Annotated in this window: 15 protein-coding genes; 10 read left to right on the top strand and 5 right to left on the bottom strand. The window is 61.1% G+C overall.

Translation table 11 applies throughout. The annotated features are described in order from the left end of the window. The first annotated feature begins 30 nt into the window (after positions 1 to 30). From clpX to BM346_RS04055, 4 genes are all read left to right on the top strand, one after another. Positions 31 to 1314, top strand: a complete 1284-nt coding sequence (gene clpX / locus BM346_RS04070; protein ID WP_092009115.1) for an ATP-dependent Clp protease ATP-binding subunit ClpX — start codon at positions 31 to 33, stop codon at positions 1312 to 1314. A gap of 200 nt (positions 1315 to 1514) precedes the next feature. After that, positions 1515 to 3929 (top strand): endopeptidase La, encoded by a 2415-nt coding sequence (gene lon, locus BM346_RS04065; RefSeq protein WP_092009113.1) that lies wholly within the window; start codon positions 1515 to 1517, stop codon positions 3927 to 3929. A 206-nt stretch (positions 3930 to 4135) separates the two neighbouring features. Next, the gene (locus BM346_RS04060) at positions 4136 to 4438 is read left to right on the top strand and encodes an HU family DNA-binding protein (RefSeq protein ID WP_167812651.1); all 303 of its coding nucleotides are present in this window, start codon (positions 4136 to 4138) and stop codon (positions 4436 to 4438) included. A gap of 235 nt (positions 4439 to 4673) precedes the next feature. Beyond that, positions 4674 to 6521: a SurA N-terminal domain-containing protein gene (locus BM346_RS04055; protein ID WP_092009109.1), complete on the top strand. Its 1848-nt coding sequence runs from the start codon at positions 4674 to 4676 to the stop codon at positions 6519 to 6521. A gap of 50 nt (positions 6522 to 6571) precedes the next feature. On the opposite strand, the gene hexR is transcribed toward BM346_RS04055, so the two are convergent. Further along, positions 6572 to 7456: a transcriptional regulator HexR gene (gene hexR / locus BM346_RS04050; RefSeq protein WP_092009107.1), complete on the bottom strand. Its 885-nt coding sequence runs from the start codon at positions 7454 to 7456 to the stop codon at positions 6572 to 6574. A 260-nt stretch (positions 7457 to 7716) separates the two neighbouring features. Between hexR and zwf the strand changes: the two genes are divergently transcribed. The 3 genes from zwf to BM346_RS04035 are packed head-to-tail and all read left to right on the top strand — an operon-like array spanning position 7717 to position 10612. After that, entirely contained in the window at positions 7717 to 9207 is a 1491-nt protein-coding gene (gene zwf / locus BM346_RS04045; protein ID WP_092009105.1) for a glucose-6-phosphate dehydrogenase, read from the top strand. Then, a complete protein-coding gene (pgl, locus tag BM346_RS04040) occupies positions 9194 to 9922 on the top strand; it encodes a 6-phosphogluconolactonase (protein WP_092009103.1) in 729 nt (242 codons plus the stop codon). Before zwf ends, pgl begins: the two co-directional genes overlap by 14 nt. Positions 9923 to 9955: 33 nt before the next feature. Continuing rightward, a complete protein-coding gene (locus BM346_RS04035) occupies positions 9956 to 10612 on the top strand; it encodes a bifunctional 4-hydroxy-2-oxoglutarate aldolase/2-dehydro-3-deoxy-phosphogluconate aldolase (protein ID WP_092009101.1) in 657 nt (218 codons plus the stop codon). Between the two features lie 277 nt (positions 10613 to 10889). Here the strand turns inward: BM346_RS04035 and pyk are convergent, their stop codons facing one another. After that, positions 10890 to 12347: a pyruvate kinase gene (pyk, locus tag BM346_RS04030; protein ID WP_092009099.1), complete on the bottom strand. Its 1458-nt coding sequence runs from the start codon at positions 12345 to 12347 to the stop codon at positions 10890 to 10892. Between the two features lie 134 nt (positions 12348 to 12481). Between pyk and edd the strand changes: the two genes are divergently transcribed. Together edd and glpK are read left to right on the top strand one after the other, a co-directional pair. Next, a complete protein-coding gene (gene edd, locus BM346_RS04025) occupies positions 12482 to 14308 on the top strand; it encodes a phosphogluconate dehydratase (RefSeq protein WP_092009097.1) in 1827 nt (608 codons plus the stop codon). A gap of 24 nt (positions 14309 to 14332) precedes the next feature. Further along, positions 14333 to 15808 carry a glycerol kinase GlpK gene (glpK, locus tag BM346_RS04020; RefSeq protein ID WP_092009095.1) on the top strand — a complete coding sequence of 492 codons (1476 nt, stop codon included), beginning with the start codon at positions 14333 to 14335 and terminating at the stop codon, positions 15806 to 15808. A gap of 17 nt (positions 15809 to 15825) precedes the next feature. Here the strand turns inward: glpK and BM346_RS04015 are convergent, their stop codons facing one another. From BM346_RS04015 to BM346_RS04005, 3 genes are all read right to left on the bottom strand, one after another. Further along, the gene (locus BM346_RS04015) at positions 15826 to 17076 is read right to left on the bottom strand and encodes an ABC transporter substrate-binding protein (protein ID WP_092009092.1); all 1251 of its coding nucleotides are present in this window, start codon (positions 17074 to 17076) and stop codon (positions 15826 to 15828) included. A gap of 44 nt (positions 17077 to 17120) precedes the next feature. Next, a complete protein-coding gene (locus BM346_RS04010; protein ID WP_092009090.1) occupies positions 17121 to 18371 on the bottom strand; it encodes an ABC transporter substrate-binding protein in 1251 nt (416 codons plus the stop codon). 216 nt (positions 18372 to 18587) lie between these two features. Then, the gene (locus BM346_RS04005; RefSeq protein ID WP_092009088.1) at positions 18588 to 20324 is read right to left on the bottom strand and encodes a diguanylate cyclase domain-containing protein; all 1737 of its coding nucleotides are present in this window, start codon (positions 20322 to 20324) and stop codon (positions 18588 to 18590) included. A gap of 265 nt (positions 20325 to 20589) precedes the next feature. Between BM346_RS04005 and BM346_RS04000 the strand changes: the two genes are divergently transcribed. Then, complete coding sequence (locus BM346_RS04000; protein ID WP_092009086.1) at positions 20590 to 22053, top strand: SLC13 family permease; 1464 nt, start codon at positions 20590 to 20592, stop codon at positions 22051 to 22053. Positions 22054 to 22094 lie beyond the last annotated feature (41 nt).

Below are 22094 nucleotides of genomic sequence, written 5' to 3'. Positions count from 1 at the left end.
GGCACCGAACACCAGACCAGAGGTAATTCAATGGCAGATGAAAGAAACGGCAGGGGCGACGATAACGGCAAGTTGCTGTACTGCTCGTTTTGCGGAAAAAGCCAGCATGAAGTCCGTAAGCTCATTGCAGGGCCCTCGGTTTTCATCTGCGACGAGTGTGTCGACCTGTGCAACGATATCATCCGGGAGGAAATCCAGGAGAATGCCCAGGAAGAGGCCAGCGATCGCCTGCCGACACCCCAGGAAATCCGCAGCACGCTTAACGAATACGTCATCGGTCAGGATCGTGCCAAGGTGGTTCTGTCGGTTGCCGTCTACAACCACTACAAGCGTCTGCGCTACGGCGAAGGCAAGGCCGAGGTTGAGCTGGGCAAGAGTAATATTCTGCTGATCGGCCCCACTGGCAGCGGCAAGACCCTGCTGGCGGAAACACTTGCGCGGATGCTCAATGTTCCGTTCACCATTGCCGACGCCACCACGCTGACCGAGGCCGGTTACGTGGGCGAGGATGTTGAAAACATCATCCAGAAGCTGCTTCAGAAATGCGACTACGATGTGGACAAGGCCCAGCGGGGCATTGTCTATATTGACGAGATCGACAAGATCTCCCGCAAATCCGATAACCCCTCCATCACCCGGGACGTGTCCGGCGAGGGTGTGCAGCAGGCGCTGCTGAAGCTGATCGAGGGTACCGTCGCGTCGGTTCCGCCCCAGGGTGGCCGCAAGCATCCCCAGCAGGAGTTCCTGCAGGTGAACACCGGCAACATGCTGTTCATCTGCGGCGGCGCCTTCGCGGGGCTGGACAAGGTCATCCGCGAGCGGACCGAGAAGAGCAGCATCGGTTTCTCGGCGTCGGTGGCGAGCCACGATCCTGCGAAAAACAGCGGCGACATCATCAAGAACGTGGAAACGGAAGATCTGGTCAAGTACGGCCTGATTCCGGAATTTGTCGGCCGCCTGCCGGTGGTGGCGACACTGACGGAGCTCAACGAGGAAGCGCTGGTGCAGATTCTCACCGAGCCCAAGAACGCCCTCACCAAGCAGTATCAGAAGCTGTTTGACATGGAAGGCGTGGAACTGGACTTCCGGGAGGACGCTCTCCGGGCCGTGGCGCGCAAGGCCATGGAGCGGAAGACTGGCGCCCGGGGGTTGCGCTCCATCATGGAGGCCACCCTGCTGGACACCATGTACCAGATTCCATCCGAGCCGGATGTCACCAAGGTGGTCATCGACGAGAGCGTTATCGACGGCGATTCAGAGCCTTTCAAGATCTATGCCAGCAGCGATCACGCCAAGGCGGTCCCGGAAGACTGACGAACCTGGTCTCCCCGGTTGATCTTGCAATAAAAAAGGGCGGCGACGCCCTTTTTTTATACCACCCCGACGGGTAAGCCGATGTAACCCTGAGCAGGGCTTTCGTGCTGTTCGGAAACCGTCTGTAAAAACATTGCAATTGCCCAAAATACCCCAATATTCGGTGGTATGCTGAAAGAAACAATGTCAGAGGATTCCTTATGACCCCGACTTCCGAGACCCGTACCGAATACCCGATGCTTCCCCTTCGGGACGTGGTTGTTTTCCCCCATATGGTCGTGCCGCTGTTCGTGGGGCGTGAAAAGTCTATCCAGGCGCTTGAGGCGGCCATGGAGGGCAGCAAGGAGATCCTGCTGGTGTCCCAGCGCGACGCAGCTACCGATGACCCCGCGCCGACCGACGTGTTTGACGTTGGCACCCTGGCTACGGTTCTGCAGATGCTCCGGCTGCCGGATGGAACCGTCAAGGTTCTGGTGGAGGGTAATGCCCGGGCCCGGCTCGATGCCGTCGCCGAGGGCGAATACCTGACGGCCACCGCGGATCTGCTGGAACCCGACCCCCTGCCGGAGCGGGAGGAAGAGGTGCTGGTCCGTACCCTTTCCGAAGAGTTTGAAAAATACGTCAAGATGTCCCGCAAGGTACCGTCAGAGGTGTCCAGTGCTCTGGCCGGTATTGATGAGGTGGAGCGCCTGGCGGACACAATGGCGGCTCATCTTGAGCTCAAGGTGCCGGAAAAGCAGGAGTTGCTGGAGGCCCTTGATATCCGCAAGCGGGTTGAGCTCCTGCTGGGGCGCCTGGATAGCGAGATCGACCTGATCGAGGTTGAAAAGCGCATCCGCGGCCGGGTCAAGAAACAGATGGAAAAGAGCCAGCGCGAGTACTACCTCAACGAGCAGATGAAAGCCATCCAGAAGGAGATGGGCTCGATGGGTGAGGGCGGTGGCGACTTCGAGGACCTCGAGCAGAAGCTCGAGGAAGCCGGTCTGCCGGAAGAAGCCCGCAAGAAGACCGAGAACGAGCTCAACAAGCTGAAGATGATGTCGCCGATGTCTGCCGAGGCCACAGTGGTGCGCGGTTACATCGAGTGGATGCTGGCACTGCCCTGGAAGAAGCGCAGCCGGGTCCGCCACGATGTCGAGAAGGCCCGTGAGATTCTCGACCAGGACCATTACGGCCTGGAAGAGGTGAAGAAGAGGATTCTCGAGTATCTCGCGGTCCAGAGCCGGGTAAAGAAGGTGAAGGGACCGGTCCTGTGCCTGGTCGGGCCTCCCGGCGTGGGTAAGACGTCGCTCGGCCAGTCCATCGCCCGTGCCACCAACCGCAAGTACACCCGCATGGCTTTGGGTGGCGTTCGTGACGAGGCGGAGATCCGCGGTCACCGCAAGACCTATATCGGCGCACTGCCCGGCAAGCTCCTGCAGAAGCTTTCCAAGGTGGGCGTGAAGAACCCCCTGTTCCTGTTCGACGAGATCGACAAGCTGGGGATGGACCATCGCGGTGATCCGGCATCCGCTCTGCTGGAGGTGCTGGACCCGGAGCAGAACCACACCTTCAACGATCATTACCTTGAGGTGGATTACGATCTGTCAGACGTCATGTTCGTCTGTACTTCCAACTCCATGAACATTCCGCCCGCCCTGCTTGACCGGATGGAGATTATTCGCATCCCCGGCTATACCGAGGACGAGAAGGTCAATATCGCGCGGAAATACCTTCTGCCCAAACAGCTCAAGGCCAACGGTCTGGGCAAGAATGAACTGGCCCTGCCGGAGCAGACCCTGCGTGACGTGATCCGCTACTACACCAGGGAAGCCGGTGTCCGTGGCCTAGAACGGGAGATAGCAAAGATCTGCCGCAAGGTCGTCCGGCAGCACGTGGAGTCCGGTGAGAAGAGCACCCTTGAAGTGACCCCGGAGCTGCTTGAGGATTACTCGGGCGTACGCAAGTTCAAGTATGGGTTGGCGGAAGAAAGCAACCAGGTGGGCTCTGTGACCGGGCTTGCCTGGACCTCGGTGGGCGGCGAGCTGCTTACCATCGAGACGGCAGTGACCTCCGGCAAGGGCAGGGTGGTGAAAACCGGCTCCCTCGGAGATGTCATGCAGGAGTCCATTCAGGCAGCATTGACGGTGGTTCGCGGACGGGCCCCGGGACTGGGCATCCGTGACGACTTCCACGAGAAGCAGGATCTGCACGTTCACGTGCCCGAGGGTGCCACACCGAAAGACGGCCCCAGTGCCGGTATCGGCATGTGTACGGCGCTGGTGTCGTCACTCACTGGTATTCCGGTTCGTGCCGAAGTCGCCATGACCGGCGAAATCACTCTGCGTGGCCGGGTTCTGCCCATCGGCGGACTCAAGGAAAAGCTGCTCGCGGCCCATCGAGGCGGTATCAAAACGGTCATCATACCTGATGAAAACGTCAGGGATCTCAAGGAGATACCTGAAAACATCAAGGAGTCCCTGGAGATCCGTCCGGTGAAGTGGATTGACGAGGTGCTGGACATTGCGCTCGAGTACACGCCGGAGCCACTGGCAGACACTCCGTCGAGTCGGGGGCAGGGTGCAGCCAAGCGGGATGACGACTCCGATACCTCGGAACGGATTAACACACATTAAAAGCTGCGTACTTTGTTGACATGCCAGAGAGCCCGTTGGTATAACTGTTTCGCCGTGAAGCAGCCAATACCAAGGGCTCCCGCGCAGTCATTCCTATTCCGTGGACCGGTTAACAGCCGCAAGGAATAAAAAAAGTGAAGAATGGAATTCTCCGACCGCTTGTGCGATAGTCGGGAACGTCCGAGAAAAATAAACAGACCGAGACCATCTCCAACCTGAAATCGAAGGGGTTTAGTGTGAACAAGTCCGAACTTATCGATGAAATTGCAGAGTCCGCCGATATCTCCAAGGCCGCCGCTGGTCGCGCCCTGGATGCCATGACCGGAGCCATCACCGACGCTCTGCAGAAAGGCGATCAGGTTACTCTGATCGGCTTTGGTACTTTCTCCGTCAAGGAGCGTGCTGCCCGTACCGGCCGTAACCCGCAGACTGGTGCTGAGATCAAGATCCCGGCCTCCAAGGTGCCGGGATTCAAGGCAGGCAAGGCTCTGAAGGACGCCGTCAAGTAACGGACTCCTTCGGTGGGCGGTACTGGCTTTGTCAGAGACCCGGGCCGCCCTGCTCGAATTCGAGGCGCATTCCATTCAGAATGCGCCTTTTTACGTTCAGTCAGTTCGCAAATGGTCGACTCCCGCTATTCCAACGAGGGATGACTGACTTTCCAGAGATTCACTGAAAGAGGCCTGACGCCGAGCCCGGGACCAGCAGGATGGGACCAGAGGGCGTGAGCGATCCGGGAGGAACATGCTTCAAGATATTCGTGACAATGCCCAGGGCACCATCGCCAAGATCATCATTGCGGTTTTGATTGTTTCACTGTCCATATGGGGTATGGACGCTATCGTCGGCGGTTTCTCCGGTGAGCCCGAAGTGGCCACGGTGAATGGTGAGGAAATCACGGAGCGTGAGTTCCTGCGTATGGTCCAGATCGAAACCCAGCGCCGTCTGAACCAGATGGAACGACCCGACCCCTCCATGCTGGACGAGGATCAGCTCCGCCAGGAAGTGCTGGAAAGCATGATTCGGGAGGAAATCCTGGCCCAGGAAGCCGCGTCCCAGGGGCTGGCACTATCCGACCAGGGCGTGGACCAGTTGATCGTCAGCCTGCCGCTGTTTCAGGTCAATGGCGAGTTCAGTCAGGATCGCTTCGTCTCCTTCGTGCGCAACCAGGGCATGACCGTCGCAGAATTCCGGGAAATGCTGCGTAAGGATTATGTCAGCGGCCAGATCCAGGGCGCGATGATTCAGGCCGGGGTGGCTCCGGCGGAAGCGGCCAGGATGATTCTCGCTATCCAGCAGCAACAGCGGGATTTCCGGACCCTGACACTCACCGGTGAGTCCGTTGCCGACCAGGTCAAGATCACCGATGCGGATATTGAGGCCTGGTACGAAGAGAACCAGAGCCGGTTCCTTGAGCCCGAATCCGTGGATGTGCGTTACCTGGTGCTCTCCCTGGATAATCTCCGTGATCGGGTGGAAGTGTCCGAAGAGGAGCTCCGCGCCCAGTATGAGCAGACGGTCAACGAGCTGACGCCGGAAGAGCGGCGCACGGCCCATATCCTGATTGAGGATGGTGAACAGGCCGAAGAACAGATTCAGGAGATACAGGAACGCCTGGAAGCCGGCGAAGACTTTGCCGAGCTGGCCCGTGAGTATTCCGATGATCCCCTGACGGCTGAGGCAGGCGGTGACCTGGGCTATCTGGTCCGCGGTGACCTGGCTGAAGCCTACGACGAGGCCATGTTTGCCCTGGACGAGGGCGAGGTGGCCGGTCCGGTGGAAACCGAATACGGCACCCACTTCATCAAGCTGCTGGACGTTCGGCAGTCCGAACCGCCCAGCTTTGAGGAGTTGAAGCCACAGCTGAGGCAGCGCCTGGCCACCCAGCGGGCGGCCGAAGAGTATGCTCGCCTGCGGACCGAGCTGGCGGACCTGGCCTATGCCGAGGAAAACCTCGAGTACCCCGCTGAGCAGCTTGACCTTACTATCCGGACGCGGGAGGACGTGACTCGTGAAAACAACGAACCGCCTTTTGATCACCCCGGTCTGGTGCGCCAGCTGTTCTCCGGGGACGTTCTTCAGGAGGGCTTCAATACCGAATTGATCGACGTCGAGGAGAATACCACTGTGGTGGCCCGGGTCGCAGAACATCATCCGGAGCGCGAGAAACCGCTGTCTGAGGTGGCCGGTCAGATCCGGGAGCGTCTTGAGCGTGAGCGGACCCTTGAGCTGTTGCGGGATAAGGCGGACACGATGCTGAGCCGCCTGCGTGACGGCGAGATGACTCCGGAAGGGGATGACTGGACCCGGTATGACGATGTGACCCGCAACCTGTCAGCAGTTCCCGGGCCAGTCCAGGCGGAGGCGTTCTCTCTGCCGCGTCCCGGTGAAGGGGATTTCCGGTTTGGCAGCACCGCTGTGGGAACCGATCTGGTGCTTATCGCATTGTCCGACGTGACCGATGGTGAAGTGGAGGAAGGTAGCGAGGATATGCGAAACATGCGCATGTTACTGGCCCAGCTGAACGGTCAGCAGGAATACCAGGCCTATGTCCGGACCCTCAGGGAGCGTGCCGAGGTCGAGCGCCCTTAAACGGGATATCGATCCGCCGGATGGCCGCGGTGGCCCCCCTGGTGGGTTGACTATTCCTTCCCAGAGCCTGTCTCCGGCAACCGTGTCGGACGCAGGCTTTGCTTTATGTTTTTCAGGTGGTTCTGGAAGTCCACACCGCGCTTCAGGGTGACGCCGGTCGCCAGGATGTCGATGACGGCCAGCTGGACGATGCGCGAGGACATGGGCATGTAGACATCGGTGTCCTCGGTCGGGCTCACCGATACAACCGCAGTACAGGTGTTTGCCAGTGGCGAGCCGGGAGCAGTGATGCCGATCACCGTGGCACCGTTCTCCCGGGCAATCCGGGCAATATCGATGATCTCCCGGGTCCTTCCCGTGTAGGAAATGGACACGACCACGTCACCGGTGGTGCAACCCGCCGCAACCATGCGCTGCATCAGGGCATCCTGGTAGGACATGACCGGGATATTGAAGCGGAAAAACTTGTACTGGGCATCCAGGGCCACCGGCGCCGAGCCCCCCATGCCGAAGAAATGAATCTGGCGGGCCTGGATCAGGTAGTCGATGGCACTCGCCAGTTCCCGCTCGGCCAGGCCCTGGCGGGCACGGTCCAGGTTCGCCATGGTGGCCAGCATGATCTTGTCCGCAAACTGGGCAACGGTGTCATCCGGTTGCACATTCTGGCTGACATAGGGCGTGCCCGTGGCGATACTCTGAGCCAGGTGTATCTTGAAGTCCGGAAACCCGGTGGCGGAAAACACCCGGCAGAAACGGTTCACGGTGGGTTCGCTTACATCCGCCTCCCGGGCCAGCGTGGCGATGCTGTAACGGGTCGCGGCCGCAGGGTCCCGCAGGATGGCCTCCGCCACCTTGCGCTCTGACCGGTTCAGCGTTGTCAGCCTGGCTTTTATGGTTTCCAGCAGGTTGTCGTCCATGTGGGGTTTCCTGGTCATGGGGCCCGTCTCCCGGAGTGTTCATAGGGTGTCATGGGCCGTTCGGACACGGCCTCATTTCGGGCATTATAAAGCCTCTTACCCGTAAGAATCGGTAGTAATCGCAAAATAACCGGCCTGGAGATGGAAAAGTTTCCGGGAAGTTGCCATCATTTTTGTATGATTACAACATACTCTGGTTGTGCGGCTGTCTACGAGAGTGCCCGCGAAAGAACAGGCGCGGACTTTGCCGTCCTGGCTCCCTGGCGAAAGGAGGTCCTATGAACCCGGTTCCTGGTACGGCGTGCGACCTGGTGCTGTTCGGGGCCATGGGCGACCTGGCGGGAAAAAAGCTGTTTCCCGCCCTGTACCAGTTGCATCGGGCCGGTCTTCTCGCTCCTGAAACCCGCATACTGGCGCTCGCCCGTCGCGACCACACCGAGGCTGAGGCTGTTGCCCATATCGGCGAGCAGCTTGAACAGCATCTGGAGCACGGTGACGAGGGAAGCTCCGCAAGCAGGGAAGGGTTCCTGCGCCGGATCAGCTATCGTCAGCTGGATTTCGCCAGTGCCGATGGGTATCGCGTTCTGGACGACTGGCGGGAGCAGGGAGCCGCTGCCGCTGCCGGTACTGTGATCGTCTATTACGCGACACCGCCTGGTCTTTATCCGACGATCACAGGCCATCTCGCGGGGCTCCGGTGCTGTGACAGCAAAACCCGGATCGTTGTCGAGAAACCCATCGGCCAGGATCTGGCATCCGCCCGCGAACTGAACGACCAGCTTGCCGATGTCTTTCACGAAGACCAGATCTATCGTATTGATCATTATCTCGGCAAGGAGACAGTACAGAACCTCATCGCCCTGCGGTTCGCCAACAATCTTTTCGCATCCCAGTGGGACCAGAACCACATCTCCCACGTGGAAATAACGGTTGCCGAAAGCGTTGGCATCAACGGCCGCTGGTCCTATTTCGACAGCGCCGGACAGATGCGGGACATGGTCCAGAGTCACCTTCTGCAACTGCTCTGCCTGCTGGCCATGGATCCCCCCTCGGACCTGTCCTCCGACAGTATCCGAGATGAGAAGGTCAAGGTGCTCAAGGCCCTGAGGCCAATGACCCCGGACCTGGTGAACACCCACCTGGTGCGAGGCCAGTACACTGCGGGAACGTCGGAAGGCAGGCCGGTTCCGGGTTATCTGGAGGAGGATGGCGCGAATCCGGACAGCCATACCGAAACCTTCGTGGCCCTCAAGGTGGAGATCGAGAACTGGCGGTGGGCCGGCGTGCCTTTCTATATACGTACCGGGAAGCGGCTGCCCGAGAAACGGTCGGAAGTGATCATTCATTTCAAGCCGGCGCCCCACTATATCTTCGACCCGGACCAGAAACATCTGGCCAATAACAAACTCATTATCCGTCTGCAGCCGGACGAAGGTATGGCCCTGCAGATTCTGACCAAGGATCAGGGCCTCAGTCGGGGGATGCGGCTGCGCCAGGGACCGCTTGACCTCACCTTTGCCGAAACCTTCGATCATGACCGCATCCCCGACGCTTACGAGCGGCTCCTGCTGGAGGTGATCAAGGGCAACCAGTACCTTTTTGTCCGCCGTGATGAAGTGGAGTATGCCTGGCAATGGGTTGACCAGCTGCTGGCCAACTGCCACGAATGCGATGCCCACCCCAAGCGCTATGCCGCCGGAACCTGGGGGCCGGTGGCCTCCATTGCGATGATCACCCGCGACAGCAGGAGCTGGTATGAAGACGCCTGAGTTGGGCAGGGAGCCCCTCCCGGGGGTCGCCCTGGTCCGGTTTTGCGATGCCGAGGGCAGGGATCAGGCGCTGGCCGGCGAGGTGGCGGACAGGTTGCGGTCGGTACTGGAAACCCGCGAGCGTGCCTTGCTGGTGATATCCGGGGGGCGTACCCCGGTCGGACTTTTCCGGTGTCTGTCTGGTGAAAGCCTGGCCTGGGAGAGCGTCGACGTGGTGCCTGCCGATGAGCGCTGGGCGCCGCCTGAGAGCGAGGAACGCAACAGCCGGCTGATCCGGGAAACCCTGCTACAGGGCCCGGCATCCGCCGCCTGCTTCCATGAGTTGGCGGACACCACGGCGGATGCACCAGAGCAGGCGGCGAGCGAGGCAACGGCCCGGCTCTCCGCGCTGGCGTGGCCCGCGGACGTGGTCATCCTGGGAATGGGGGAAGATGGCCACATCGCGTCCCTGTTTCCGGACGCCCCCGAGCTGGAGCGGGCAATGGACGTATCCCGGCCTCCGGGGGTGGTTGTGATGCGCCCGCCGTCACAGCAAAGGACCCGCCTGACACTCAACCTGCCGGCGCTGAGCGGCGCCGGCCTGACGGTGCTGCAACTGGCGGGAACGGCCAAAAAGGAAGCTCTAGACCGGGCAGTATCAGCTCCGGAGGCAATCGGGGATATGCCGGTACGATATTTTTTCAGACAGCCGTTGCAGGTTTACTGGAGTCCCTGAACGGGCAGAACGTCGAACGCTGGGAGAGCATTTATGGCAGGTCTTTCGGAAGACCAACGGCAGCGGATCGCGTCGGTACTCGACGCCGGCCCTCTGATCCCGGTTATCACCATTGAGCGGGAGGAGCAGGCGCTGCCTCTGGCCGAAGCCCTGGTGGCCGGTGGTATCAGGGTGCTGGAAATAACCCTGCGTACGCCCCAGGGTCTGAAAGCTATCGAGCAGCTGGCCCGCCGCCTGCCGGATGATGTCCTGTTGGGGGCGGGAACCGTGACCGATCCGGCGAGTTATCGGGCGGCCGAGAACGCCGGTGCGCGCTTTGTGGTCAGTCCCGGGATCACACCCCGGCTTCTGGATTACGGGCTGACGGCGCACGCCCCTCTGTTGCCGGGCATCGCCACGGTGTCGGAGCTGATGCTCGGCTATGAGCAGGGCTACCTTGGGTTCAAATTCTTCCCGGCGGCCGTGGCCGGGGGTATCGCGGCCCTGCAGGCCATGGCCTCGCCATTTCCCCGGGTGTCCTTCTGTCCCACCGGCGGCATCCGGCAGGACACCGCCAGGGAATACCTGGCCCTGCCCAATGTGGTGGCGGTGGGGGGGACCTGGCTGACGCCCGCAACACTGGTCAGCCAGGGGGACTGGCCAGGAATTACGGCCCTGGCAAGGGAAAGCCTGGTTTCCTGCAGCCGGTAGTGTTTACGACCCTAGTGTCTCGGCCGGTTAATTCGCTGACCTACTGAGCCCCTGAAAGCCTTGAGAGCAAGGCGCGGTGTCGAAGGTTTGGTGGTTCCAAATCGAGGCGCCGCAACACAGCTCTCAAGGCTTTCAGGGGCTCCCGGAGGGCTTGCCGCTGGCGACTCTGGACCTGTGTTGTCAGCCCTTGATGTGGAACCACCACACCTGCGGACTGACGCCTTGGCCAGAGTCGCCAGCGGCAAGCAATAGGTCAGCGAATTAACCGGCCGGGACACTAGCGAATGTCATCGCCGACCCGGACAATTTTCATGGTGTTGGTGCCTCCCTGGGCGTTGATGTAATCCCCCTTGGTGATCACCACCAGATCACCGGCGCTGATGATGCCCCGTTTCTGCAGCTCCTGAATGGCCGTGGCGTTGGTCTGTTCGGGGCCGACTTCGGCGGAGTCAAAGGGCACGGTCTGCACGCCCCGGTAAAGGGCAACCTTGTGCTGTGTGGTGAAATGCCGGGAAAAGGCAAAGATAGGCAGGCCCGATTTGATCCGGGACATCAGCAGGGGAGTGGCGCCGGTCTCGGTCAGACAGATGAGGGCGGTCACCCCCTTCAGGTGGTTGGCTGCATACATGGCGGAGAGCGCGATGGTTTCATCCACCCGTGACATGATCTCGTGCATGCGGTGGCCGGACTGGTGCATGGAGGGGTGGCGTTCGGCCCCCTTGCAGATGCGGTCCATGGCCTCGACCGCCTGCACCGGGTAGTCGCCGACGGCGGTTTCAGCGGAGAGCATCACCGCATCGGTGTAATCCATTACAGCGTTGGCCACGTCGGAAACTTCCGCGCGGGTGGGCATCGGGTTATCGATCATGGACTCCATCATCTGGGTCGCGGTAATCACCACCCGGTTGAGGACACGGGCGCGGCCGATGATGTGCTTCTGTACCGCCACCAGTTCGGCGTCACCGATTTCCACCGCCAGGTCTCCCCGGGCCACCATGACCGCGTCGGAGGCCAGGATCACCGCGTCCAGGGCGTCGGTATCGTGGGCCAGTTCGGCACGTTCGATCTTGGCAACCAGACCCGCGGGTGAACCGGCGTCACGGAGAAGCTGGCGGGCAGTGTGCATGTCCTCGGCGGTGCGTACGAAAGACACCGCAACGTAGTCTGCACCCAGTTGGGCGGCTGTCCGGATATCTTCCCGGTCCTTCTCGGTGAGGGCGTTCGCTGACAGGCCGCCGCCCCGCTTATTGAGGCCCTTGTTGTTGGACAGTGGCCCGCCAATCAGCACCCGGGAAGTGATGCTGTGGTCATCCACGGCGGTAACTTCCATTTCGATGCGGCCATCGTCCAGCACCAGAACGTCTCCCGCGCTGACGTCGCTGATAAGCTGTTCGTAGTCGATGCCTACACGCTGCTCGTCTCCGGCCTCCTTGTCCATGTTGGCGTCCAGAACAAAGTCCTGTCCCGACCGCAGGGTAACCTTGTTGTCGCGGAAGCGGGCAATACGGAGTTTGGGACCCTGAAGGTCCGCCAGAATGGCAACGAAGCGTCCGGCCCGGGACGCGGCATCCCGGACCCGCTGGGCGCGCTCGCAGTGTTCGCCGGAGCTGCCGTGGGAAAAGTTGAGCCGGGTAACGTCCACCCCGGCGCGGATGATCCGGTCCAGGTCCTGAGGAGAGTCGGTGGCGGGACCCAGGGTGGCAACAATCTTGGTGCGGCGTAACTGCTCTGACATGGCGGAAAGCAATCCTTTTATCTGAGGGTCGCCGTCGCACAGTGGAGAAACGGCGGCGTGGAGGAATGGCCTGTCGGTCATCATCCGGTCATGGTAGTGTCAAATTGTAACAGAATGGTGAAAGGAGAGCGGCGATGCACCCCACGGTAACGCAGGTGACGGAACGGATTATCCGGCGCAGCCGGGACAGCCGGCAGGACTACCTCCGGCGGATGGAGATTCTGGGTCAGCAGTCGCCGCACCGGGCTTCGCTGTCCTGTGGCAATCTGGCCCACGGGTTCGCGGCCTGTCAGCCGGGGGACAAACAGACCCTGAAACTGATGAGTCAGGCCAATGTTGCCATCGTAACGGCCTACAACGACATGTTGTCCGCTCACCAGCCTTACGCGGAGTATCCGGATATTATCCGCGAGGCGGCCCATGGCATGGGCTCCGTGGCCCAGGTGGCCGGCGGGACGCCCGCCATGTGCGACGGCGTCACCCAGGGCCAGCGGGGTATGGAACTGAGCCTGGTGTCCCGGGACGTGATCGCCATGAGCACGGCCATCGCCCTGAGCCATAACATGTTCGATGCCACCCTGTTGCTGGGTATCTGTGACAAGATCGTTCCGGGCCTGCTGATCGGAGCCCTGAGTTTCGGCTACCTGCCCACGATTCTGGTACCGGCCGGCCCCATGCCGTCCGGCCTGCCCAACAAAGAGAAGCAGCGCATTCGCCAGCTCCACGCCGAAGGCAAGGTGGGGCAGGAGGAGCTGCTGGAGGCGGAGAGCCAGTCCTACCACAGTCCCGGCACCTGCACCTTCTACGGCACCGCCAACAGCAATCAGCTGCTGGTTGAGGTCATGGGTCTGCACATGCCGGGAGCGGCTTTCATCAACCCGGGCACGCCGCTGCGGGATGCCCTGACGCGGGCCGCCACAGAACAGGCCATCCGCCTGTCCAGGCCCAATGGCGGCCAGCGAGGTCTGGCTCATATGGTGTCAGAGAAAAGCATTGTGAACGCCCTGGTCGCACTGCTGGCAACAGGTGGCTCCACCAATCACACCCTGCACTGGGTGGCGATCGCCCGGGCTGCAGGCATTGTGATCGACTGGGACGATTTTACGGAGCTGTCGGCGGCGACGCCCCTGCTCACCCGCATGTATCCCAATGGACAGGCTGACGTCAATCACTTTCACCAGGCCGGGGGCACTGCCTTCCTGATCGCTGAACTGCTGAACGCCGGCCTGCTGCATGAAGACGTGGAAACGGTCATGGGCCAGGGCCTCAGGGCTTACACACGGGTCCCGCTGCTGGATGCCGGCGAGCTTACCTGGCAGCAGGTTGCCACCGCGTCCACGGATGTTGGTGTATTGCGTCCGGCGGGAGAGCCCTTCGACTCCCAGGGCGGATTGACGGTGGTTCAGGGAAACCTGGGCAGGGGCATCATCAAGACCTCTGCCGTCGCCCCCGAGCATCGCATTGTGGAGGCGCCGGCCCGGGTCTTCAGCGATCAGGCGGAAGTGGCGGAAGCCTTTGACCGGGGCGAGCTGGACAGGGATGTGGTGGCAGTGGTGCGCTGGCAGGGCCCCGCGGCCAACGGCATGCCCGAGTTGCACAAGCTGACGCCCTACCTGGGCAGTCTTCAGGACCGGGGCTATCATGTTGCCCTGGTAACCGACGGCCGAATGTCCGGTGCAAGTGGCAAGGTACCGGCGGCCATTCACGTGTATCCTGAGGCAGCCAAGGGCGGTCCGCTGGCAAAAGTGAAGGACGGTGATATCATCCGTCTCGATGCCAGCCGGGGAGAACTCTCACTGCAGGTGGACGACAACGAACTGGCTTCCCGGGAGCCGGCCCGGGCAGACCTGACGGCCAATCAGGCCGGGCTGGGCCGTGAACTCTTTGGCTGGTTTCGCCAGGCCGCAGCGGCCCCCGAGCAGGGTGGTGGGGTGTTCTTTTCCGAGCCTCCGGCCCAATGACAACAAAAATGGAGACAAGGAAACATGAGTCAATATCTGCTGGCGATAGATCAGGGAACCACCAGTTCCCGGGCCATCCTGTTTACCCGTGACGGCAAGATACACGCCCAGGAACAACAGGAGTTCCCCCAGATCTATCCAAGCAGTGGCTGGGTGGAACATGACCCGGAAGCCATCTGGCTGTCGGTCAGGAACGTCTGCCAGGCGCTGCTTGATAATAATGGGGTGACGGCCAGCGACATCATCGGGGTCGGCATCACCAATCAGCGTGAAACCACTGTTGTGTGGGACCGGATTACCGGCGAGCCGGTCTACAATGCCATTGTGTGGCAGGATCGGCGTACCGCCGGTTTCTGCCAGCAGCTCAAGGACGACGGTCATGAGCCCTGGGTGACTGCGAAAACCGGCCTGCTGATCGATCCCTATTTCTCCGCCACCAAGCTCCGCTGGATACTGGAGAACGTCGAAGGGGTCCGCGAGCGAGCGGAGCGCGGGGAACTGGCCTTCGGTACCATTGATACCTTCCTGTTATGGCGCCTTACCGGGGGGCGTTCCTTCCTCACCGACGCCACCAACGCCTCCCGTACCATGCTGTTCAATATCCACAGCCAACGCTGGGACCCGGAGTTGCTGGATCTGTTCCAGGTGCCGGAGAGCCTGCTCCCGGAAGTTCGCGACTGCGCGTCCGACTTCGGCACCATTGCCGAAGGCCTGCCAGGGGCGGGGGCCGCCATCGGCGGAATTGCCGGTGACCAGCAGGCGGCACTGTTCGGTCAGACCTGCTTTGCGGAAGGCACGGCCAAGAGCACCTACGGTACCGGCTGCTTCCTCATAATGAATACCGGCGAGCGGGCTCTGGCATCGGAGCACCGCTTGCTGACCACGGTGGGTTACCGTCTCAATGGCAGGACCACCTACGCTGTGGAAGGCAGTATCTTTATCGCCGGAGCGGCCATCCAGTGGTTGCGGGACGGGCTCAGGCTGATCGAAATAGCCGACGAGTGTGAACCCCTCGCGGAACAGACACCGGTGGACCATGGCGTCTACCTGGTGCCGGCCTTCACCGGACTGGGGGCTCCCCACTGGGACCCCAAGGCCCGGGGGGCACTGTTCGGGCTGACGCGGGATACCGGAATCAAGGAGATTGTTACCGCCGGCCTGCAGTCCGTGTGTTACCAGACCAAGGACCTGCAGAAAGCGATGGAAGACGACGGCATGCGACCCGTGGCGATGCGGGTGGATGGCGGGATGGTGGTGAACAACTGGGTGCTCCAGTTCCTGGCGGACGTTCTGGGCGCCACCGTGGCGCGACCGGAAATCATCGAAACCACGGCACTGGGGGTGGCCTATCTTGCAGGGCTCCAGGCCGGCGTCTACCAGAGTCTGGACGAGATTGAAAAGCTCTGGCGGTGCGAACGCCAGTTCCAGCCGACGATGTCGAAGCCGGAGCGGGACCGCCTCTACCAGGGATGGCTGGAGGCGGTCCGGCGGTTGCAGTAATACGCTGGTCGTATTTCCTACTGGAGCGTCAGGGGCGCGCCGGCGGCACGACGGTCCGCCTGCCACTCTTCCAGGGTCCGTGCCGCTTCCTCCCCGGGTATGGTGTCGAGGATTTCGTAGAAGTTGCTGTTGTACTCGTCCTCCAGCACCTCTGCCCGTGGCCTCATGCGAACCACGTAGACTGACTGAACGTTCTGATGGTCAAAGGCCCGCCAGGTCTGCTCGTCCTTCAGCAGGGAATAGGTATGCCCCTCCAGCGCGCGTATCACGTCAGCGGTATTGGTGGTGCCGGCCCGCTCCACCGCGTCCTTATACTGATGCACGATGCTGTATGAGGAGGCCGCCGCCGAGGACGGGCGCATATTGAACCGGCTCGAAAAGGTTTCCACAAACTCGATACCCTTTTCGTAACCACGTTCGTAAGGGAGGCTCCAGACCCAGGGCGCGGCGCCGATGATGCCCTCCATCAGGGCGGGGCCGACCTGCAAAGCCGTCCCCAGGCTGGTGTTCGGCCACACGATCTGCATCTTATCCTTGAGGCCCATGTCGTGGATGATGTTGACCGCCCGCACCATGTCGCCGCCGCCCAGTACCAGAACCAGCACGTCGGCCTCACTGGCTTCCGCCATCTTCAGGGCGTCCTCGAAATCCCGGGTACGGGCGTTCGGGAATGGGGTGCGGGTAACGGGGTGGGTTTCCACGTCACCGGTGCCGGATTTGGCCCGCAGTGATTCTTCGACGGAGTAGCCCCAGGAATAATCGGCGGTGATGTAAAAGAATCGCTTGTCAGCGAATTGCTGCTCCAGATACTGGCCCAATGCACTGGCGGTCATCCAGGCGTTGTAGGACTCCCGGAACATGTGGGTGTGGCCCGCCTTGCCAGTGGTGGCATTGGCATAGGTCAGGGTGCCGAAATAGATCCGGTCCCTGGCCTTGGCGGCCTTACCCGAGGCGATTGCGACGGCGGAGGATACCCCCCCGAAAATCATCTGGACATCATGGTTGTCCACCATGTCGTTCACGTTGGCGGCGCCCCTCTGGGGATTGAGGCGGGTGTTGCGAATGACAAGCTCAAGGGGGCGTCCCATCACCCCGCCTGCGGCGTTGATTTCCTCCACAGCCATGAAGGCACCCATTCGCTGTTGCTGTCCCAGGTACTGGTAGCGGCCGGATTCAGGATAATTCAGGCCAATCCTGATGGGCTCAGCCGCCTGGGTGATCTGGAACGTGAGCAACAGCGCAAAGGCTGCCAGAATTCGATACATCATTGTGAAGAGTTCTCCTTCTCGATGGTATGCCGGTGGCTGGCTGGTTATTGCAGAACCAGTGCCATTCCGGCTTTACGGCGATCCTGCTGCCATTCCTCAAGAGTTCTGGCAGCCTCGGGTCCTGTAATGCTGTGAACGATCTCGAAATAATTGCTGGAATAGGGGTCTGCCAGTACTTCCTCCCTGGGCCTGGCCTTGACGGCATAGACCGACTGGACGTTCTGATGATCAAAGGCCCGCCACTCCTGCTGGTCCTTGAGCAGCGTGTACTTGTGGCCCTCCAGCGCCTTGATTACTGCGCTGGTACGCGTTGTGCCCGCACGCTGCACCGCGTCCCGGTACTGATAGACGATGCTGTAGGCGGATGCAGCGGCGGAAGATGGGCGCATTTTATATCGCTCGGAGAAGGTCTGCACGAATTGTTGACCTCGCTCGTAACCCGCCTCCTGGGGCAGGTTCCAGACCCAGGGCGCCGCTCCCACAATGCCTTCCATGATTGTCGGCCCCACCTGGCGGGCCATGCCCAGGGTGATGTTAGGCACCACGATCTGCATCCTGTCCTTGATCCCCATGTCATGGGCGATGTTGATGGCCCGGACCATGTCGTCGCCAAACAGCACCAGTGCAAGAACCTCGGCATCGCTGTTAACCGCCTGCTCCAGAGCGACACGGAAGTCGCTGATCAGGGCGTTGGGGAAGGGTGTTCTGGTACCCGGGTGGACACTGGTGTCGACAGTGCCGGTAAACTGTCGCAGAGACTCCTCCACCGACCAGCCCCAGGTGTAATCAGCCGTGATGTAGAAGTAACGGCGGTCCGGGTAGTGCTCATCCAGATAGCGTCCGAGGACCTTGGCGGTCATCCAGGCATTGTAGGGTTCGCGAAACATGTGGGTATGGCCGGCACTGCCGGTGGTGGCGTTGGAGTAGGTCAGGGTGCCGAAATAGAGGCGATCCCGTTCCCTGGCGGCCCTTCCGGAAGCAATCGCCACAGCTGAGGAAACGCCGCCGAACACCATTTCCACGCCCTCTTTATCAATCAGTTCGGCGGTGTTGCGTGCGCTGCGCTCCGGATCGCTGCGGGTATTGCGGATGACCAGCTCCACCGGCCGTCCCATGATACCGCCTTCGGCGTTGATCTCTTCAACCGCCAGGAAGGCACCAAGCCGCTGTTGCAATCCCTGGTCCTGATAACGGCCGGACTGGGGGTAGTTGAGTCCGAGCTTCAGGGGCTCCGCCGCAACCGGCAATGCCGCAGACAAAAGGCACAACAGAACCACCAGATTACGCATTTGCATATCAGTCAGTCTCCTGCGAGGCAGTTTACGGGCACTGCCGCATATGATTGTATTTGTTAAAAGTTGCAAAACCCCACGGCAGCGCTAAGTGTTGTCTGTGGCAAAAGCCCTGACAATAGGCGCAGCGTGGAAATTTGTGGCGGGGTGTTACCGGATGTAAGTCTCGGTAACCGGGGCCGCAGGATGACAGGCTGCGGCCGTAACGGGGAAGATTTATCAACCTGACATGGCATCGGGATCCTCAGGGGGGAGGCCGGTCAGGCGGAACTGGTTCCGGCCGGACGCCTTGGCCTCATACATGCTCCCGTCCGCTGCCTGCATCAGTACTTCGGCCGTTTCGCCATCCAGTGGATACAGGCTGATGCCGATACTGGTGCCGATGCGTACCAGATTGTCCTGGAAGCGGTAAGGCCTGCTGTTCACCTCGATCAACCGGCTGGCGATTCGCTTGGCGTGCTCGGAGTTATCGAGTTCCGGCAGTAACACGATGAACTCATCGCCGGCCAGCCTCGCCAGGGTATCGTCTTCCCGCAGGCAGCTCTGGAAACGGCGTGCGACTTCCACCAGTAACTGGTCACCGGCGGAATGGCCATGGGTGTCGTTAACGGTCTTGAAGTGGTCAAGGTCGAGGAACATGATGGCAAGCATCTGCTGCTTCCGGTGAGCGTGCCGGATGGCGTGTTCCAGGCGGTCTTCCAGCAGTCTGCGGTTGGGGAGACCGGTGAGTGCGTCGTAATAGGCCAGTTGGCGGATGCGGTCTTCATTGATCCGGTTCTGGGTAATATCGGTGAACAGGCCGGCATAGTGGGTGATCTGGCCCTCATCATCACGAATGGCGGTGATGGTGAGAAGTTCCAGATACACCTCGCCGGTTTTGCGACGGTTCCAGATCTCGCCGCGCCAGCTGCCGGTGGTGTCCAGTTCCGACCACATCTGGTGATAGAAGCTGCTGTCATGGCGCCCGGAAGACAACAGTTTCGGCGAACGGCCAATGACTTCGTCGGGCTGATAGCCAGTGAGCTGGGTAAAGGCGGGATTGACGAACTGAATCCTCAGCTCGGGGTCGGTAATGATAATTCCCTCCAGTGAGGACTCGATGACCCGCTCCGCCAGTTGCAGGTGCTGGCGTGACTGGGCCAGGGCCCGGTCACGCTGCTCGAGTGCTTCACGGAGATCCTCCAGGTACATGTGCTCAGCGCCGGCAATGAGGTCCGAAAAGCCCAGCAGGCCACACAGTTCGCCATCCCCGTCGACCACGCCGAGATGGCGGATGCGGTTATCCAGCAGGAGATCCCGTGCCTGGATCAGGGGCGCGTCCATGGCAACCGTCAGCAGCGGCCGGCTGGCCAGCCCGGAAACGGGGGTGTCGCCGGGATAGTCAACGATAAAGCGCAGTATGTCCCTCTCCGTCAGGACGCCAGGGGCGTCATCGCCACACAGGACCAGGGCGGCATCATAGTGGGTCTGGTGCATCCGCCGGGCGGCCTCCGACAACCGAAGTTCTCCGTTGAGCATGAGCGGGCTCTGGCGTAACGCGGAATGCACCTCCCGCAGACGCAGGTAGGGCTCCAGGCCCTGGTTCATGGCGATGTCGGACTGGGTCAGAATGCCGGCCGTGACGCCCCGGTTATCCACCACCAGAAAGTGACGAAGGCCCTCCTGGCGAAAGCGCAGGGCCGCTTCGGCAATGCTGGTTCCCTTGCTGAGGGTGGCAACGGGCGTGCTCATGACCCGGGATACAGGCTGGCGAAGGGAGTCAGGGTCGGAGAAGTTGACCAGCAGAGCGTCGTGTTCTGTCCAGATGCCGACAGGCAGGTCGCCTTCCATGATGACGATGGAGCTGCAGGAATGGTCCGCCATCAGCCGTGCCGCCTGGCAAAGGGGTGTATCCGGCGGGCATTGAACTGGCGCTCCCGAGCGCATGATGCTTTCAACGGGCAGGTGATTGGCCATGATGGTTCCCGACTATTATTCTCTGGTTTCAGGGATTCCCCGAATTGTGGTGTCCCCGACACCAGGCCATTTTGACCGATATCAATCGGTCAGCCATTCTTTTCGCTAACCTTGCAGTTTTTACGGCATTTTACCGAATGGTCTCCCTCCTGGATCTCGAAAGAAGGGGAGAGGCGACCCTGTCAAGATCCGGGCCTGCCCGCCGCAGCGGACGGCAGGCGGTATTGCCCCCGCAGATATCATCTGACCATCGGAGTGATTCAGTATGACCTCTAATCCGGATTCCGGGACCGATTCCGGGACCATGCCCCTAAGCCGCAGAGTCGGGCTGTTCGTGGGGGTGGTCCTGCTAGCCATTACCGTGCTGGTGCCTGCACCGGAGGGGTTGTCCGAGCCGGCCTGGGCAGCGTTGGGATTGATGTTGCTGATGGCTTCTTGGTGGTCGACAGAGGCCATTCCCATACCGGCCACCGCACTGGTACCCATCGTGCTCGTCCCAGCACTGGGACTGGGTTCGGTAAAGGAGGCCACCAGCTCCTATGCAAACCCCATCATTTTCCTGTTTCTGGGAGGCTTTACCCTCGGCCTGGCCATGCAGCGCTGGAATCTCCATCGCCGGATCGCCCTGCATATCCTGCTGATCGTGGGCACCAGCCCCAAGCGCCAGATTGCCGGCTTCATGCTGGCAACCGCATTCCTCAGCATGTGGGTTTCCAACACCGCAACCACCATCATGATGCTGCCCATCGGGCTGTCGGTTCTGAGTATGGTCGATGCCCGGGACGAGGCCAGCAAGTGGCGTTTCGGGGTTGCCCTGATGCTGGCCATTGCCTATGCCGCTAGTGTCGGTGGCATCGCCACCCTCATCGGTACGCCGCCCAATGCGCTGCTGGCCGGTTATCTTTCTGAAAACCAGGATATTGCGGTGGGCTTTGCCCAGTGGATGGTTATCGGTGTGCCGGTCTCGGTGGTGATGTTGGCGCTGATCTGGTTCTGGCTGACCCGGACTGACTTCGGCATTCGCGATTCCGCAGAAACCGGCGACTCGATCCGGGATGAACTCGATGATCTCGGTCGCATGACGACCGCTGAAAAGCGGGTCGCGGTGGTGTTCGGTCTGACTGCCATGGCCTGGATTTTCCGGCCCCTGGTGACAGAGGACCTGATGCCCTGGCTGAGCGACACGGTAATCGCCATTTTTGCCGCGGTCGTGCTGTTCCTGCTGCGATCCGGACAGCGGGATGGCCACGCCCTGATGGACTGGGAAACCGCCCGTGACCTGCCCTGGGGGGTGCTGTTGCTGTTCGGTGGTGGTCTGGCGCTGGCAGGGGTCATCAGCAGTTCGGGGCTGGCGGATGCGATTGCCGGGAGTCTGTCCGGTCTTGGCGCGCTTCCGGTCATCCTGATGATTGGACTGGTGGTGATGGTGATTATCTTCCTCACCGAAGTGACCAGCAATACCGCCACCGCGGCGGCATTCCTGCCGCTCCTTGGGGCGCTGGCCGTTTCACAGGGCGTGGCGCCGCTGTTGCTGACCGTGCCGGCGGCCATTGCCGCCAGTTGCGCCTTCATGATGCCGGTGGCGACGCCGCCCAATGCCATTGTGTTTGGCAGTGGAAACCTGGCAATCAGCGACATGATCAGGGCCGGTTTCGTCCTCAATCTAACGGGAATTGTGGTCGTTACCCTGCTGAGCTATCTGCTGCTCGGCGTAGCCTTCACCTACTGAGATTCCCCGTGCTGACGTCTCTCCATCGTCGCGGTCAGGGG

This window comes from Marinobacter daqiaonensis (genome assembly GCF_900115285.1).
In the GTDB taxonomy this organism is placed as follows: Bacteria; Pseudomonadota; Gammaproteobacteria; order Pseudomonadales; family Oleiphilaceae; genus Marinobacter; species Marinobacter daqiaonensis.
The sequence above is the reverse complement of the archived record's forward strand: the minus strand, read 5'-3'. Positions and strand labels throughout refer to the sequence as shown.